This is a genomic window from Serratia sp. L9 (assembly GCF_050632285.1).
Lineage (GTDB): Bacteria > Pseudomonadota > Gammaproteobacteria > Enterobacterales > Enterobacteriaceae > Chania.
The window spans coordinates 2,301,033-2,316,768 of record NZ_CP192591.1; the positions used below are offsets into that span (position 1 = coordinate 2,301,033).

Annotated in this window: 13 protein-coding genes, 3 tRNA genes and 2 pseudogenes; 8 read left to right on the forward strand and 10 right to left on the reverse strand. The window is 53.5% G+C overall.

What is annotated here, in order from left to right; all coding sequences use genetic code 11:
* Positions 1 to 2: 2 nt before the first annotated feature.
* Together ACQ86O_RS10925 and argA are read right to left on the reverse strand one after the other, a co-directional pair.
* On the reverse strand, positions 3 to 644 hold the full coding sequence (locus tag ACQ86O_RS10925; RefSeq protein WP_431225228.1) for a hypothetical protein: 642 nt from the start codon (positions 642 to 644) through the stop codon (positions 3 to 5).
* 225 nt (positions 645 to 869) lie between these two features.
* Entirely contained in the window at positions 870 to 2,213 is a 1,344-nt protein-coding gene (argA, locus tag ACQ86O_RS10930) for an amino-acid N-acetyltransferase (protein ID WP_431225229.1), read from the reverse strand.
* Between the two features lie 335 nt (positions 2,214 to 2,548).
* Here argA and amiC point away from each other — a divergent pair, with 335 nt between their 5' ends.
* A complete protein-coding gene (amiC, locus tag ACQ86O_RS10935) occupies positions 2,549 to 3,799 on the forward strand; it encodes an N-acetylmuramoyl-L-alanine amidase AmiC (RefSeq protein ID WP_431225230.1) in 1,251 nt (416 codons plus the stop codon).
* Positions 3,800 to 3,904: 105 nt separating this feature from the next.
* On the opposite strand, the gene ACQ86O_RS10940 is transcribed toward amiC, so the two are convergent.
* From ACQ86O_RS10940 to ACQ86O_RS10950, 3 genes are all read right to left on the reverse strand, one after another.
* Positions 3,905 to 3,981: transfer RNA gene (locus tag ACQ86O_RS10940), tRNA-Met, on the reverse strand.
* Between the two features lie 63 nt (positions 3,982 to 4,044).
* Positions 4,045 to 4,121 (reverse strand) — tRNA-Met (locus ACQ86O_RS10945).
* A 66-nt stretch (positions 4,122 to 4,187) separates the two neighbouring features.
* Positions 4,188 to 4,264 (reverse strand) — tRNA-Met (locus ACQ86O_RS10950).
* 224 nt (positions 4,265 to 4,488) lie between these two features.
* Here ACQ86O_RS10950 and mltA point away from each other — a divergent pair.
* Entirely contained in the window at positions 4,489 to 5,631 is a 1,143-nt protein-coding gene (mltA, locus tag ACQ86O_RS10955) for a murein transglycosylase A (RefSeq protein ID WP_431225231.1), read from the forward strand.
* 82 nt (positions 5,632 to 5,713) lie between these two features.
* On the forward strand, positions 5,714 to 6,520 hold the full coding sequence (gene tcdA, locus ACQ86O_RS10960) for a tRNA cyclic N6-threonylcarbamoyladenosine(37) synthase TcdA (protein WP_431225232.1): 807 nt from the start codon (positions 5,714 to 5,716) through the stop codon (positions 6,518 to 6,520).
* On the opposite strand, the gene csdE is transcribed toward tcdA, so the two are convergent.
* Both csdE and csdA read right to left on the reverse strand, forming a co-directional pair.
* Positions 6,511 to 6,945, reverse strand: coding sequence for a cysteine desulfurase sulfur acceptor subunit CsdE (csdE, locus tag ACQ86O_RS10965; RefSeq protein ID WP_431225706.1), 435 nt, complete (start codon positions 6,943 to 6,945; stop codon positions 6,511 to 6,513). The two genes, tcdA and csdE, sit on opposite strands and share 10 nt — an antisense overlap.
* 20 nt (positions 6,946 to 6,965) lie before the next feature.
* Positions 6,966 to 8,168 (reverse strand): annotated as a pseudogene (gene csdA, locus ACQ86O_RS10970) (cysteine desulfurase CsdA).
* 193 nt (positions 8,169 to 8,361) lie between these two features.
* On the opposite strand from csdA, the gene ACQ86O_RS10975 reads away from it, so the two are divergent.
* The 4 genes and pseudogenes from ACQ86O_RS10975 to rlmM all read left to right on the forward strand — a co-directional run bounded on the left by ACQ86O_RS10975 (position 8,362) and on the right by rlmM (position 11,543).
* The gene (locus ACQ86O_RS10975) at positions 8,362 to 8,586 is read left to right on the forward strand and encodes a YgdI/YgdR family lipoprotein (protein ID WP_431225233.1); all 225 of its coding nucleotides are present in this window, start codon (positions 8,362 to 8,364) and stop codon (positions 8,584 to 8,586) included.
* 496 nt (positions 8,587 to 9,082) lie between these two features.
* Positions 9,083 to 9,999 (forward strand): annotated as a pseudogene (locus ACQ86O_RS10980) (transcriptional regulator GcvA).
* A gap of 52 nt (positions 10,000 to 10,051) precedes the next feature.
* Complete coding sequence (locus ACQ86O_RS10985) at positions 10,052 to 10,447, forward strand: DUF423 domain-containing protein (RefSeq protein WP_431225234.1); 396 nt, start codon at positions 10,052 to 10,054, stop codon at positions 10,445 to 10,447.
* Entirely contained in the window at positions 10,440 to 11,543 is a 1,104-nt protein-coding gene (gene rlmM / locus ACQ86O_RS10990) for a 23S rRNA (cytidine(2498)-2'-O)-methyltransferase RlmM (protein WP_431225235.1), read from the forward strand. The genes ACQ86O_RS10985 and rlmM overlap by 8 nt, the downstream gene beginning before the upstream one ends.
* A gap of 155 nt (positions 11,544 to 11,698) precedes the next feature.
* Here the strand turns inward: rlmM and xni are convergent, their stop codons facing one another.
* The 3 genes from xni to queF all read right to left on the reverse strand — a co-directional run bounded on the left by xni (position 11,699) and on the right by queF (position 15,006).
* Positions 11,699 to 12,457: a flap endonuclease Xni gene (gene xni / locus ACQ86O_RS10995; RefSeq protein WP_431225236.1), complete on the reverse strand. Its 759-nt coding sequence runs from the start codon at positions 12,455 to 12,457 to the stop codon at positions 11,699 to 11,701.
* A gap of 142 nt (positions 12,458 to 12,599) precedes the next feature.
* Positions 12,600 to 13,964 (reverse strand): nucleotide 5'-monophosphate nucleosidase PpnN, encoded by a 1,365-nt coding sequence (ppnN, locus tag ACQ86O_RS11000; protein ID WP_431225237.1) that lies wholly within the window; start codon positions 13,962 to 13,964, stop codon positions 12,600 to 12,602.
* 196 nt (positions 13,965 to 14,160) lie between these two features.
* Positions 14,161 to 15,006: an NADPH-dependent 7-cyano-7-deazaguanine reductase QueF gene (gene queF / locus ACQ86O_RS11005; protein ID WP_431225238.1), complete on the reverse strand. Its 846-nt coding sequence runs from the start codon at positions 15,004 to 15,006 to the stop codon at positions 14,161 to 14,163.
* A gap of 63 nt (positions 15,007 to 15,069) precedes the next feature.
* Here queF and syd point away from each other — a divergent pair, with 63 nt between their 5' ends.
* Positions 15,070 to 15,618 (forward strand): SecY-interacting protein, encoded by a 549-nt coding sequence (gene syd / locus ACQ86O_RS11010; RefSeq protein ID WP_431225239.1) that lies wholly within the window; start codon positions 15,070 to 15,072, stop codon positions 15,616 to 15,618.
* Positions 15,619 to 15,736: the final 118 nt, after the last annotated feature.

Consider the following 15,736-nt stretch of genomic DNA (forward strand, 5'->3'; position numbering starts at 1 on the left):
CATCACCCCTCTTGTTTATATAGCTTCCATGGCTCAGGCGAGCCATTTTTGATCCCCTCGGCATAATTTGCCACCAGGGCGCGAGCTTGTTCGCTGTGTTGCGTAAACATTTTTAATGGGCAGATGAAACTCTGCTCAAGAGTAAACGTACTTAATAGCGATTCCGGAGTTATATATACAGTTTTTCCCGTCAATGTCTTGCAATAGAATTTCTTATTCAGCTCAAATTTGTTGTGAAAAATATTTGACGCAATTTCTAGCGTGTTCTGTTCCGGAAAATAAGCAACATGCCAATACAGGCTATACCATCTGCCCTCTGGTTCAGCGAGGAATAAGCTTTCCAGGCAAGATGCGCCAGCCGTTTTCATCGTGCTTAATTGGTTTTTGAATCGCTTTACTCTCAGACGTAATTGTACCAGGAAGAAAATAACGTGGCCTGCAAAGCAAATAACAAAAGACAACCCTAGCGCCCAAAGGCCTGACCTGTTGGGATAGAAGTGCGAGACAAACGCTATACTTGCCAATAGGCATAATAAATACGCCAGGGAATAGAGACGGTGGGTGTCACGGGTGATTTTTATAATGATATAAATAATCGCGCAGAACATAAAAGCATAAAAAAAGATCAAGGAACGATCGGGCATGATAGCTTTCCTTTTCTATCAACACGTAAGCAAGCGCTCTATTCTAGGCTAAACTCCGGCGCAAAAGAACCGACTGACCACAGGGGTTTATCAGGGACCCGCGCAGAGTTGTTGCATGTGCTGGTGTGAGGCAATTCTCATCTAAATAACGGCACGATGACGTGCCGTTATATTGGTAAATGTAGTGTTATGCCAGTATGGCCACCTATCCCAATGAGGCTAGGATCAAAGATCGGCCAGCAGGATTTTCGAGCGGCGTTGGTAGTTGTACAGCTCCTGCTTTTGCATTGGCAGAACGTCGACTTCTGCCGGGGTGAAGCCCCGTTCCTGGAACCAGTGGATGCTGCGAGTAGTCAGCACAAACAGCTTCTGCAGCCCCATCTGGCGTGCCTGGCTTTCTACCCGGTGTAACAGCATTTCCCCTCGTGACGAACTGCGGTAATCCGGGTGTACGGCCACGCAGGCCATCTCGCCAATCTTGTCTTCCGGGAAAGGATAGAGGGCCGCACAGGCAATGGTCAGGTTATCGCGCTCAATAATGGTGAACTTGTCAATTTCCATTTCCAGCTGTTCCCGCGAGCGGCGAACCAGGATCCCTTGCTGTTCCAGCGGGCGGATCAGTTCCAATATCCCGCCGATATCGTTGATGGTGGCGCGGCGCACCTGTTCGGCACTCTCCATTACGATCTGGGTGCCGATACCGTCGCGTGAGAACAATTCCTGCACTAACGCGCCATCTTCCAGATAGCTGATCAGGTGGCTGCGGCGCACGCCGCTGCGGCAGGCCTTTACCGCACCGCGCAGGAAACGCACCGTTCCAGAATGATAATCACCTGACTCTTCCAACCGCTCAATACGCTGTTGTGCATCGTTGGGGAACAGTTCGGACAGAATATTGCCTTCCTCATTGGTCACGCCTTGCGATGAGCAAAAGCCGATCATTTTCTCTGCTTTCAGTTTGATCGCCAACTGCGTGGCCACCTCTTCCGAGGTCAGGTTAAAACTTTCGCCGGTCACCGACACCGCCACCGGGCCAATCAGCACGATGGCGTTGCTGTCTAGCTGGCGATGAATCGCTTCTTCGTCGATACGGCGGATACGGCCGCTGTGGCAATAATCTACGCCATCATCCACCCCCAACGGTTGAGCAATAATAAAGTTACCGCTCACCACGTTGATATGCGCCCCTTGCAGCGGGGTGTTATTCAGGCTCATCGAGAGCCGTGCGGTGATGTCCAGCTGCAGCAAACCCGCCGCCTGCTTGACCAGTTCCAGCGTATGGGCATCGGTGACGCGGGTATGCTTATGGTAAATGGGTTCGTAGTTATGCAGCGCCAGATTGCTGTCAATCTGCGGGCGCGCGCCATATACCACTACCAAACGGATCCCAAGACTGTGCAACAGCCCGATATCGTTGACGATACTGGAGAAGTTCTCATGTTCGATGGCTTCGCCGCCCAGCATGACGACAAACGTCTTGCCACGGTGCGCATTGATATAGGGAACTGAGTGACGGAATCCTTGAACCAGCTCTGTACTACGTTCCTTCACGGCAAGACCTCTTTGCATATTTATACGGTATTTTTGTATTTTTATTCTTTTATTGCCCTGATGGCAAGTGGGAAATTGCCTAAGTTTTTCTGCTAAGTACGCAAACTGATTAATAAATTGAAAAACCATTAAAAGATTTTCGGATGACAGCGCCAGAAGGATTAGTTAAAGTTTTCGCCATTCTATCCTTGTTACTTGAAGCCGCAGGGTTGCAGGCTGCCCTTGCCCATCCGCATGACTTACTTGAGTGAGCTCACCGGGATGTGCGCAGTTGCCGCCTACCTGCCACTCCAATGACGTTGGATATGTTATTTTCTTGCAGTTTTTTTAATCATTTCCAATGCCGGAGCCGCATGCCTAACTCTAACCACAATCCGGGCCGCCGTCGTTTGTTGCAGGGGGTAGCTGCAACCTGGTTGCTGAGTGTGAGCCGAATTGGTTTCGCCGCTGCTTCTCATGTGATTGCCGTACGTGTCTGGCCTTCCTCGACTTACACCCGAGTGACGCTGGAATCTAATGTTCCACTGAAATACAAACAGTTTGCCCTGACAAATCCCGATCGCATTGTGGTGGATGTGGAAGGCGTTCAACTCAACAGCGTACTTAAGGGCATTGCCGGGCAAGTCCGCAATGAAGACCCTTATCTGAAACAGGCGCGGGTTGGCCAGTTCGATAAAAATACCGTCAGATTGGTGCTGGAACTTAAGCAAAGCGTCAGTCCGCATATGTTTACTCTTTCACCCGTTTCTGAATACCGCAACCGCCTGGTGATGGATCTCTATCCAACCAAAGGGGGCACCGGTGAAGAGTATGATCCGCTACTGGCATTGCTGGAAGATTACAATAAAGGTGATCTGGAGCGATCGTTACCGGCAGAAGCGCCACAGCCCGGAAAGGCGGGGCGTGACCGGCCTATTGTGATCATGCTCGATCCTGGGCATGGCGGTGAAGATCCCGGCGCCATCGGCAAAAATAAAACGCGTGAAAAAGATATCGTATTGCAGATTGCCCGCCGGCTCAGTGCGCTTATCAAGCGTGAGCCGAACATGAAAGTGTTTATGACGCGCAATGAAGATGTGTTTATTCCACTTAAGGTGCGCGTTGCCAAAGCGCGTAAGCAACGGGCCGATCTGTTTGTCTCTATCCATGCCGATGCCTTTACCAGTCGTGCGGCGCGGGGCTCCTCGGTGTTTGCTCTGTCCACCAAAGGGGCCACCAGTAACGCCGCCAAGTTTCTGGCTCAGACGCAAAACGCCTCCGATGAAATTGGCGGGGTGAGTAAAAGTGGCGATCGCTATCTGGACCACACCATGTTTGATCTGCTGCAGACCGCCACCGTGAATGACAGCCTGAAATTCGGTAAGGAAGTGCTTAACCGAATGGGTAAAATTAACCGTTTGCACAAGAATAAGGTGGATCAGGCCGGTTTTGCGGTATTAAAGGCACCAGACATCCCATCAATCCTGGTTGAGACGGCGTTTATCAGTAACTTGGAAGAAGAACGCAAACTGCGTACCAGCCATTTTCAACAGCAGATAGCACAATCTATTCTGGCGGGGATCAAAGCCTATTTTGCCAATGGAGGGGCGCTGGCACGCCGATAACATATCGCAGGCCCAGGGAAGGGCAGCGTGCGTGAACGAAGAAATTCGGCGGATTTCAGATACAAAAAAACACCCGTCAAGGTGCTTGTTTGAGGCTATCAAGATTGGTTGCGGAGGCCGGATTTGAACCGACGACCTTCGGGTTATGAGCCCGACGAGCTACCAGGCTGCTCCACCCCGCGTCCGTCTTGATGCTGATATTATGGAACCAACTGTTCATAACATACTGATTAAACAGTATAAGTTGGTTGCGGGGGCCGGATTTGAACCGACGACCTTCGGGTTATGAGCCCGACGAGCTACCAGGCTGCTCCACCCCGCGTCCGTATAATACCTATTTTTTCATCGAATCCAACCTTTTATCTGATACTGTCGCAACAGTATCGGTTGGTTGCGGAGGCCGGATTTGAACCGACGACCTTCGGGTTATGAGCCCGACGAGCTACCAGGCTGCTCCACCCCGCGTCCGATGGAAGCGCACTATACTCTCCGCTCACTTTGTTGCAACCCTTTTTGCAGATAATTCACCTAATTTCGGTTTTATGCTGAATTAGTCCCCAAATTGCTTTTTTTCATCATGATTATCTGGCCGGGAATTTTTGGCAGCAGCGATTCCTTTATCCAAAGGGGTTTGTTATCGTTTCTGCGGTTCAACGTAGGTTCAACATATCAGCCGAAGAGAGTGCGCGATGAAAGGAAGTTGGGGTAAATACCTGCTCGGTGGGTTAGTGATTGCAGTTCTGGCTGGTTGTTCGTCTAAGCCGACTGACCGGGGGCAACAGTATAAGGATGGCCATCTGGATCAGTCTCTGGAGTTGGTGAATCAGCCCAACGCCCGGGGAACGCCGGTCAACGGCCAGGATTACTCCAACCAACTGCGGGAGATCCAATCAGCTTCTCCATCACTCTTCAACCGTAATAATACCACCTATCAGGCGGTGCAAGGGTGGGTGGCTGCGGGGGCTGATACCCGTCAATTGAGCCAGCTCGGCCTTAGTGCCTACCAAATGGAAGGGGTAGACAGCTACGGCAACGTGCAATTCACCGGTTATTACACCCCGGTACTGCAAGCGCGTTATATCCCACAGGGCGAATTCCGCTACCCACTGTACAGCATGCCAGCCAAAGGCAAACGCCGCCTGCCGGATCGCGCGGGTATCTACTCCGGGGCGCTGGACAGCCGCTATATCATCGCTTATACCAACTCGCTGATGGACAACTTTATGATGGAAGTCCAGGGCAGCGGTTATGTTGATTTCGGTAACGGCCAACCGCTGGTATTCTTTGGTTACAGCGGTAAGAACGGCCATGCCTACCGCAGTATCGGCAAGGTGCTGATCGATCGCGGTGAAGTCGCCAAGGCTGATATGTCGATGCAGGCGATTCGCCAGTGGGCGGAAACTCACAGTGAAGCCGAAGTGCGTGAACTGCTGGAGCAGAATCCCTCTTTTGTCTTCTTCCATCCGGTAGCGTTCGCACCGGTTAAGGGCGCCAGTGCGGTTCCATTGGTTGCCAAAGCCTCTGTAGCATCCGATCGCTCCCTGATCCCGGCCGGCACTACGCTGCTGGCAGAAGTGCCACTGCTGGACAACAAGGGTAAATTCACGGGAAAATATGAAATGCGCCTGATGGTCGCTCTGGATGTGGGGGGCGCGATTAAAGGCCAGCATTTTGATATGTACCAGGGGATCGGCCCTGAGGCTGGCCATTCGGCGGGCTTCTATAATCACTATGGCCGGGTGTGGGTGTTGAAAGGTGCCAATAACGCGCCGCTGTTCAACGCTTACCAGCCGATGTCTGGCTCGAACGGTTCCCAGTTGGTCACCCGTTGAGGCGAGATAGCGCAGAGTTTGACCCGAAGGGGCCGGATCTTCCGGCCCTGATTATTTGCAATGTTAAGGTGATTAAAGCGAGATGAGCACAGCCTATTCCGAGGCCTATTTACAGCGTTTTGGCGGCACAGCACGTCTGTATGGTCAGCCTGCGCTGGCGCTGTTTGCCCAGGCGCACGTTTGTGTGATTGGTATTGGTGGCGTAGGTTCCTGGGCGGCTGAAGCGCTGGCCAGAACCGGTATCGGTGCAATCACGCTGATCGATATGGATGACGTGTGTGTCACCAACACCAATCGGCAGATCCATGCCCTGCGCCAGCACGTTGGCCAATCAAAAACCGAAGTGATGGCGGAGCGTATTCTGGCGATCAACCCGGAATGCCGGGTGACCTGCGTGGATGATTTTATTACCCCGGACAATGTCGCGGAACTGTTAGACCATAACTTTAGCTATGTCATTGATGCTATTGACAGCGTGCGGCCAAAAGCGGCGTTGTTGGCCTATTGCCGCCGTTTCAAAATACCGGTGGTAACGACCGGCGGAGCCGGTGGCCAGATCGATCCGACGCAGATCGACGTGGCCGATTTGGCGAAGACCATTCAGGATCCGCTGGCGGCCAAGCTGCGTGAAAGATTGAAAAATGACTTTAACGTTGTCAAAAACAGCAAGGGTAAGCTGGGGATCGACTGTGTGTTCTCTACCGAACCGCTGGTTTACCCGCAGCCCGACGGCTCGGCTTGTGCTTCTCGTCGCACCGCTGAAGGGCCAAAGCGGATGGATTGCAGCGCGGGTTTTGGTGCCGCCGCCATGGTCACAGCCACTTTTGGCTTTGTCGCCGTTTCCCATGTGCTGAAGAAGATGATGGCAAAAGCGGCACGTCAGGCATAACCTGCCGCGATAGCGTTAACCCGTGCGCCCAGTGCAGCCAGGCCGCTGGCACGGGTGGCGCTGAGTTGAGCACGTAGCGCCAGTTGGTCAAACAAAGCCAGAGGATCGATGGCTAATACCTGCTGGGGGGTTTTACCTTCCACCGCGGTTAACAAGACGGCCAGCAGGCCGCGGACTATGCGGCCTTCGCTGTCACCAAAGAAGTGCAATGTCCCGTCCGCCAGCCTTTGGTGCCCAAGCCAGACGCGGTTTTCACATCCACTCAGTTCCATCTCTGTTTCCCGCAGCTCTTGTGCTAGCGGTGGCAACTGCTTTGCCAGCAAGATCAACTGACGGTAACGGTCTTCCCACTGTTTCAGTGCGCCAAATTTTTCTATCAGCGCCTGAGCGGTAATTTCATGGCCAAAGGGATGGGGGGCAATCATGGGTTGCTGGTTATTCATCTTTATTCCGCCAGCAGGTCGATGGCGTTTTCCAATGCCTGAACCAAGGCATCGACATCTTCCCGCGTATTGTAAGGCGCAAACGAGGCGCGCAATGTGCCGCTCACCCCTAATGCTGCCATCAAAGGCTGGGCGCAATGTTGGCCTGCACGAACGGCAATGTTTTGTTCCGCAAGCAGGGTGACGATATCACTATGGTGGATCCCGGCAATATCAAACGCCAGCAGGCTGGAGTCGGAGCAGCGGAAACTGCGAAATCCTGGCAGTTGCTGTAATCGTTGTTCGGCATTGTGTGCCAAAGCGCAGCTGTAATGTTCGGCGGCGGCGCGATCCTGCGAACTTAGCCAACTCAGTGCCGCGGCCAGCCCAAGCACACCGGCAATATTGGGTGTGCCAGCTTCAAAGCAGTGGGGGGTTTTGTGGCGTGAAACCGCTGAAAGAGGCGTGAGTCAGCATTTTCCCCCACCTTGCCATGGGCCCATCTGTGCAAGGAGCGCGGTTTTGCCATACAACGCCCCAATGCCGGTCGGGCCATATAATTTGTGCCCGGAGAAGGCATAGAAATCGATATCAAGCTGCTGCACATCTGCTGGGCAATGCACAATGCCCTGCGCGCCGTCGATCATCACCACCGCGTTAGCCGCATGGGCCAACCTGATAGCCAGGGCCAGATCCGGGCAACCGCCAGTGACGTTAGACATCTGCCCCAATGCCAGAATGCGGGTTTTCTCGCCAAGCAGTTCGGGTAACAGCGTGATATCCGGCATCCGGTCGTCACCCAGCGGCAGTTTCACTACCTGCGCACCGGTCTGCTCTGCCACCATCAACCACGGGATCAGGTTGGCATGATGCTCCGCTTCGCTGACCAGGATCTGATCCCCCGGTTGCAGGCGGGGGCGGGCATAGCTCTGTGCCACCAGATTAATGGCTTCTGTGGTCCCACGCGCCCAGACGATATCGTCCGCGCTGGGAGCATTAATCAGCGTTGACACCTGCTGGCGTGCCTGTTCAAAGCGCAGGGTTAAATCTTGTGCTGCCCGGTGCTGGCTGCGGTGCACGGTGGCGGCATCCGCACTGTAGAACTGCTGGGTGGCATCGATCACCGCCTGCGGTTTTAGCGCGGTAGCGGCGCTGTCCAGATAAATACCTGCCTGTTTAAGGGCCGGAAACTGGCTGCGGAAAAAGGTGGGGTCAAATGGCTTCATAAGCTGATTATCACTGGCTTCGTCAACTGTCGATCCTGTCCTATTTTTCCATCAGAGACAAGTTATCCTGAACAATTGCCGCTGTTTTCTGGAAAACTGAGGAAAGTTTGTTATGCTAATTATTGGCGTGTGAATGATCGCCATAAATAGTAGAAAAGGTTTTAACAGCATTTTTATCTACAAGGAGTCCATAATGAAGAAAACAGCCGCAGTTATCTCTGCTCTGATGCTCACGTTTACCCTGGCCGCCTGCTCCAGTAATTACGTAATGCATACCAATGATGGACGCACCATTGTTGCTGATGGAAAACCAAAAGTGGATGATGATACGGGGATGATCAGCTACCAGGATGCCAATGGCGTCGAGCAGCAGATTAACCGTGCCGATGTGAGAGAGATGGTGGAAAGTAACCAGTAATCACCGGCAAAAAAAGCACCGCCAAGTTTGCGGTGCTGCATAAATCACTATGGACAGACAGGGTAAATGTACAGGAAGTGAAAAAACAGTAGCCTAGCTACCATGTCCGGATTGCCGGACAAATTGCAAACACAACATCACAACCACAAAGCCAAAAGTTCATCGGCGTCCTCGACACCCAATTCCTTTTCGTTCCGGCTCGGGAAGTGCCGCCACTATAGGTATTTACTGGCGCATCCTCAACGGACAATTTATAATGGCTCGGATTAAAAAAACTAATGACAATGGTCCGCTCAGGTGGACTTATGGCGTTACGCCTGGCGCTGCCTGATCTCTTATGCGGAACCTGCGGATAATTGTTGCATAAATGTAACTATTCCCAAGCGTTTCAAACTTTGGCAAGGCGGCAAATACGGGGCGCTCAGTCGCTGGATCATGGCTGGGCTCACGTATGCGGCCAACCACGCTGGAGCTTGAAAGACTAAGGGTCTAATTGATGTCTAAACGCTTACCCCCTCTTAACGCGCTGCGTGTTTTTGACGCGGCGGCCCGCCATTTGAGCTTTACCAAAGCGGCAGAGGAGCTGTTTGTCACCCAGGCCGCCGTGAGCCACCAGATCAAATCGCTGGAGGATTTTCTTGGCCTGAAACTTTTCCGGCGGCGTAACCGTTCGCTGCTGCTGACAGAAGAAGGTCAAAGCTATTATCTCGATATCAAAGAGATTTTCTCCTCGATCAATGAGGCTACACGCAAGCTTCAGGCGCGCAGTGCCAAGGGCGCGTTGACGGTCAGTTTGCCCCCAGTTTTGCCATCCAGTGGCTGGTGCCGCGCCTCTCAGGCTTTAACTCAGCTTATCCGGGGATTGATGTCCGTATACAGGCGATTGATCGTGAAGAGGACAAACTGGCCGATGACGTTGACGTGGCGATTTTCTATGGCCGTGGCAACTGGCCGGGAGTGCGTACCGAGCGTTTATATGCGGAATATCTGCTGCCGGTTTGCTCACCCAGCCTGCTGGCGGGTGAACATGCGCTAAAAGTGCCTGCCGATCTGGCTTATCATACCCTGTTGCATGATACTTCCCGCCGTGACTGGCAGGCTTACACCCGTCAACTGGGGTTACAACACATTAATGTGCAGCAGGGGCCAATCTTCAGCCATAGCGCGATGGTGGTTCAGGCGGCGGTCCATGGCCAAGGGGTGGCGTTGGTCAATAACGTCATGGCGCAAACCGAGATTGAAGCAGGCCGATTGGTGTGCCCGTTCAACGATGTGCTGGTAAGTAAAAATGCTTTTTATCTGGTATGTCATGACAGTCAGGCAGAACTGGGTAAAATAGCTGCCTTTCGCCAATGGATCCTGGCGCGCGCGGCCAACGAGCAGGATAAATTCCGCTTTCGCTATGAACAATAGGGTCGGTTGCTGTGATGCCATGGCCGGTTAACCTCGATTAAGGTAAATAACGATGAGTTGTCGTTCTATGCTGATTTTTGCTGCTATCAGCGGTTTTGTGTTTGTCGCCCTCGGCGCGTTCGGTGCGCACGTATTGAACGGCACCCTGGGCGCCAACGAAATGGCCTGGATCCGTACCGGGCTTGAGTATCAGGGCTTCCATACGCTGGCGATCCTGGCCTTGGCCGTTACGATGCAGCGCCGGGTCAGCCTGTGGTTTTATTGGAGCGGAGCGCTGTTGGCGCTTGGCACCGTGTTGTTCAGCGGCAGTCTGTACTGCCTGGCGCTGTCTCACCTGAAAGTTTGGGTTTATGTCACGCCAATCGGCGGGACATGCTTCCTGATCGGTTGGGCATTGATGTTGATTGGCGCTTTGCGTCTGAGGAAAAAGGCCGAGGGCCATGAATAAGATCGCGTTGTACTGCCGCCCCGGTTTTGAAAAAGAGTGCGCGGCGGAAATTACCGACAGGGCTGCTCAACTGGAAGTCTTTGGCTTTGCCCGAGTGAAAGATAACAGCGGCTATGTGCTGTTTGAATGTTATCAGCCTGATGATGCCGATCGTCTGGCTAAAGAGATCCCGTTCCGCGAACTGATTTTCGCCCGCCAGATGATCGTGGTGGGCGAACTGCTGCGTAATCTGCCGCCGGAAGACCGGGTTTCCCCGATTGTCGGCATGTTGATCGGTGTGGTCGATCGCGGTGGCGAATTGCGGGTAGAAGTGCCGGATACCAACGAAAGCAAAGAGTTGATGAAGTTCTGCCGCAAGCTGACGGTGCCACTGCGTGCCGCCATGCGTGAGCAGAAGGTGCTGATGGCGCGTGAGAACCCGAACCGCCCGGTAGTGCATGTCTTCTTTATCGCCCCGGGCTGCTGCTATGTGGGGTATTCCTACAGCAACAACAACTCCCCGTTCTATATGGGCATCCCGCGTCTGAAGTTCCCGTCTGATGCGCCAAGCCGCTCCACGCTGAAGCTTGAAGAGGCATTCCACGTTTTCATCCCGGCAGATGAATGGGATGAGCGTTTAGGCAGCGGTATGCATGCGGTCGATCTGGGGGCTTGCCCCGGCGGCTGGACTTACCAATTGGTCAAACGCAGCATGATGGTACATGCGGTGGATAATGGCCTGATGGCCCAAAGCCTGATGGATACAGGGCAGGTTACTCACCACCGTGCCGATGGGTTTAAATACGAGCCAAGCAGCAGCAAAATCTATTGGCTGGTCTGCGACATGGTGGAGAAGCCGGCAAAAGTCACCAGCCTGATGATCCAATGGCTGATTAAAGGCTGGTGCCGTGAGGCGATCTTCAACCTGAAGCTGCCGATGAAAAAACGTTATGAAGAGGTTGCCCAGAACCTGCAGAATATTCGCGAGGCCTTGGCCGCAGTGGGGATCAGCTCGGAAGTGAATGCCAAACAGTTGTACCACGATCGTGAAGAGATCACCGTGCATGTGCGCCGCATGTGGTCGGCCGTTCCTGGCCGCCGCGACGAGCGGGAGTAAGGCAATTGCAGGGCTCAAGGCGGAGCCCTGCACCCGCACCACCGGGCGTTAAGCAGCGCAAGCCGGATTAGCGACCGAAGTATGCCGCCTTGGCCACAATCCTGTTTTCCGTCATATCTGGCTTTATCATCAATCTGGGGCTGCTTGCTGCGCCCTTAGTGTATCGGCAGGCGCAATTGTTGCAGATTACCGTCTAGCGTCAGATCGGTGCGCAAGGTTGCGACCTGCTTGCTGATATAAGCCAGCTCGCGGTGTTGCAGCAGTTTACCCTGCCACTTCTCCGGCACTTGCTCCAGATGTTGGTACAAGCCATCCAGACTTTCCCTCTGTTGTAACAATAATACCGCTGTTTTTGGCCCGATACCGGCTACGCCTGGGATCTTGCTGCTGCCAATTCCTGCCAGCCCCCAATAATCCGGCAATTGCTGGGGCAAAACGCCAAACTCCTGCTGCACAAACGGCAAATCCAGCCAGCGCTTCTGGAAATAATCGCGGATCTGGACGTTGGGAGCCAGTAGCTGGCAGTAGCCTTTGTCGGTGGAAACGATCGTCACCTGATGGCCACCAGCGGTGATTTTTGCCGTCAGTGTCGCCGCCAGATCGTCCGCCTCATTGCCGGCAGAATGCCAACTGGCAACACCCAGTTCAGCAAATGCCTGGCGCAGTTGTGGCATTTCCTGCTGCAGATTTTCCGGCATCGGCGAACGCCCGGCCTTGTAATCAGGCAGGATTTGGTGGCGCCAGCTTTCGCTGCGGTCATCTTCGTCGAACACCGCCACGGCGTGCGTTGGTTGGCTGTGTTGCAGCAACTGTTGCAGCGCATGCCGGCAGGCGTTCACGCAGGGGGAACCTTGCACGGCGTGGATGCGACGGATCAGGTTCAAGGCATCGACAATCAGTAAATGTATTGGCATGGCTCGTCGTCTTTCACGTTGTAGCGTTGTTACCTGCGTACATCCCCTCTGGAGTAAACCCAGGGGGACAACTTGGAACCCCTGGAAAAGGCAACAATGTCACAAAAAGAAGGGCGGTTGTTACACCGCCCAGGATTGAGGATCAGGCTACGATTTCGTAGCAAGGTACGTAGGCTGTTCCCGGCAGTTTCATACGGTGCTGGGCGACAAAACCCTGCAACAGGCTGTCCATCTGCTTCATCATCTGCGGTTCGCCATGCAGCTTGTAGGGGCCGAACTGTTCGATGGCGTGAATGCCGTTTTCTTTCACGTTACCTGCAACGATCCCCGAGAAGGCGCGGCGCAAGGCGGCTGCCAGCTGTTCCGCCGGTTGATCCGGGTACAGATTGAGATTGGCCATGTTTTCATGGTTGGGTTCAAACGGCAGTTGCAAGTCCGGTGAGATACGAATCGACCAGTTAAAGCTGTAGGCATCGCCGGTATTGCGGCGGTTCTCTTTCACCAGCGGCATGGCTTTTTTCATCTGCCGGGCCACTTCTGCCGGATCGTCGATAATGATGGTGTAATGACGGCGGGCTTCGTCGCCCAGCGTATTCATGATGAATTCGTCCAGCACGCGGAAGTAATCGGCGCTCTCTTTTGGCCCGGTGAGGATCAGCGGCAACACTTGCTCGCTGTTTTCCGGGTTCATCAGAATACCCAGCAGGTAAAGCAGTTCTTCCGCCGTACCGACACCGCCAGGGAAAATAATGATGCCGTGCGCGATGCGTACAAAGGCTTCCAGACGTTTTTCGATATCTGGCATGATCACCAGTTCATTGACCAGCGGGTTCGGTGGCTCGGCCGCAATGATGGAAGGCTCGGTCATACCAATAAAGCGGCTGTTGTGGTAGCGCTGTTGCGCATGGCCCACGGCGGCCCCTTTCATTGGCGCTTCCATTGCCCCTGGCCCACAGCCGGTGCAGATGTTCAGTTCACGCAGACCCAGTTGGCTGCCGACCTTGCGAGCATACAGATATTCGTTTTCGTTGATCGAATGGCCGCCCCAGCAGACCACCAGATTCGGGTCTTCGTCCAGATGCAAGGTGCGGGCATTGCGCAGAATGGAGAATACCAGGTTGGTGATATGGACGGAGTTTTCCAGATTCAGATGCTGGAAACGCTCGGTGCTGACCATTTGGCCATGAACGAACAGGATATCCCGCAGTACGGCAAACAGGTTAGCCTGCAGTGAGCGGATGATACGGCCATCAACAAAGGCCTCTTCCGGGGGATTGACCAGTTCCAGTTTTACCCCGCGTTCGCGGCGCAGTACGTTGATATCAAAGGTTTCAAAACGCGACAACAGCTGTTTACTGCTGTCGGTCTGGCTGCCGGAATTTAATACCGCCAGGGAGCAGTTACGGAACAGGCGGTACAGGTCGCTGCTGGCGGTACGCTTGAGCATGTCAACTTCCAACTGCGACAACAAATCCATAGAGCCAAGCGGGCTGATGTGTGTAATCAAGGTTACTCCTATGCGCCCATCATGGGGCGGTAATCATCCTCACCTTGCCATGCAAACTGCTGCGGTAAGAACTTTTGAATTGCCTGCCAGAATGCCCAGCCAAAAAGCGGTTACGCATGATTTAACCTTACCGCCGTCCCCAGACTTTTACCAATACAAACCGTTCGTTAGCTCAGATGTTGAGCATTAACAGGCACTATTGGCGTGCCAGACGGCCATGAGCCGGTTCGAACAGGACATTGCTGCGCCATGGATTGATATCCAGGCCACCACGCCGGGTGTAACGCGCATATACGCTCAATTGTTCCGGCTGGCAGAAACGTAGCAGATCGTTAAAGATGCGCTCCACACATTGTTCGTGGAATTCATTGTGATGGCGGAACGAAATCAGGTAGCGCAACAGGGCTTCGCGGTCGATCTGCGGGCCACGATAGCGGATTTGCACCGAGCCCCAATCCGGTTGATTGGTGATCAGGCAGTTGGATTTCAGCAGGTGGCTGACCAGGGTTTCTTCCACCAACTGCGAACCGGCTGCACCTTGCAGATAGCGGGCATTGAACTCATAGCTGTCAATGCTGATATCCTGCTGATCGAGGCATTCACCCGCCAGCCGGGCGATCGGGCTGCCTTCCAACTGTTCGACGCTGAACAATGTTACGCTGACATCCCCTTGCGCGCAGGTAGCAAGATCGCGCTGTAACGTGGTGCGCACCGTTTCCCAGTCAGGGAAGTTGGTTTGGTTAAAGCTGTTGAGGTAGAGCTTGAAGCTTTTTGACTCGATCAGATTGATGCTGTCGGCATTCAGGCTGATTTCCCCTACCGCCACCTGCGGCAGGCCTTTGGCGTTGAGCCAGGAAAGCTCATACAGTGTCCAGATATCGGCTCCATGGAACGGCAGGCTGTCCGGGTAAAGCCCTAGCGGCTCACGGTTCATGCTGCGGGGGACCGCTTGTAGCAGTGATGCATCATAGCTGTCACGATAGGCGGTTGGCTTACCCAGCGTCAGTGCTGACAGAGCCTGATGATCTTGATAGGAGGACATGGGCTGTCACCTTGGTTGTAGATAGGTACAATGGTCGCCAGTTTACCGTATGCGAGAAAAAATATGGACTATCATGTATCGCACGCACTGCGTGATTTTACCCAACGCTATGTCGATTTTTGGCAACAGGAGCGCGGCCATGCCCCTGCCAGCCAGGAGTTGTATGGCGTAGCCTCACCCTGCATTGTCGAAAATCTGGATGATTCGGTGCGTTGGCTGCCACAGCCATTTGAACCGCAAGCCACCTTGGAAAAGGTAGAAAAGGCGCTGGAACTGCAATTGCAACCGGACATCCATACTTTCTATACGCAGCAATATGCTGGGGACATGAGCGCGCAGTTCGGCGAACATGCATTGACGTTGTTGCAGGTGTGGAGTGAAGATGATTTTACCCGCCTGCAGGAAAACCTGATTGGGCATCTGGTGACGCAAAAGCGTCTTAAACTTTCCCCAACCTTGTTCCTGGCGACAACGGAATCGGAAATGACCCTGGTGTCGTTGTGTAATGTCAGTGGTAACGTCGTTCTGGAACAGTTTGGCAGTAAAAAACAGACGGTATTAGCCCCCTCTCTGAGCCATTTCCTTGATGCCTTACGCCCAACCTTGGGGTAAGCCCGCGCTTTTGCCGTCAGCGCGTGTGAGAGATCTCTTACAAGAGCTGTGAGAGATCGCTTTTAATTTTTGTAACCCGGTAGTTAATATTTAAATTATTTATATTTATATCAATTGG

Excerpts from the sequence above, each read along its gene's own strand:
- rlmM (WP_431225235.1), top strand. The coding sequence starts at position 10,440 with ATGAATAAGATCGCGTTGTACTGCCGCCCCGGTTTTGAAAAAGAGTGC.
- amiC (WP_431225230.1), top strand. The coding sequence starts at position 2,549 with ATGCCTAACTCTAACCACAATCCGGGCCGCCGTCGTTTGTTGCAGGGG.
- ACQ86O_RS10985 (WP_431225234.1), top strand. The coding sequence starts at position 10,052 with ATGAGTTGTCGTTCTATGCTGATTTTTGCTGCTATCAGCGGTTTTGTG.
- mltA (WP_431225231.1), top strand. The coding sequence starts at position 4,489 with ATGAAAGGAAGTTGGGGTAAATACCTGCTCGGTGGGTTAGTGATTGCA.
- queF (WP_431225238.1), bottom strand. The coding sequence starts at position 15,006 with ATGTCCTCCTATCAAGATCATCAGGCTCTGTCAGCACTGACGCTGGGT.
- syd (WP_431225239.1), top strand. The coding sequence starts at position 15,070 with ATGGACTATCATGTATCGCACGCACTGCGTGATTTTACCCAACGCTAT.
- argA (WP_431225229.1), bottom strand. The coding sequence starts at position 2,213 with ATGCAAAGAGGTCTTGCCGTGAAGGAACGTAGTACAGAGCTGGTTCAA.
- xni (WP_431225236.1), bottom strand. The coding sequence starts at position 12,457 with ATGCCAATACATTTACTGATTGTCGATGCCTTGAACCTGATCCGTCGC.
- csdE (WP_431225706.1), bottom strand. The coding sequence starts at position 6,945 with ATGATTGCCCCCCATCCCTTTGGCCATGAAATTACCGCTCAGGCGCTG.
- ACQ86O_RS10975 (WP_431225233.1), top strand. The coding sequence starts at position 8,362 with ATGAAGAAAACAGCCGCAGTTATCTCTGCTCTGATGCTCACGTTTACC.
- tcdA (WP_431225232.1), top strand. The coding sequence starts at position 5,714 with ATGAGCACAGCCTATTCCGAGGCCTATTTACAGCGTTTTGGCGGCACA.
- ACQ86O_RS10925 (WP_431225228.1), bottom strand. The coding sequence starts at position 644 with ATGCCCGATCGTTCCTTGATCTTTTTTTATGCTTTTATGTTCTGCGCG.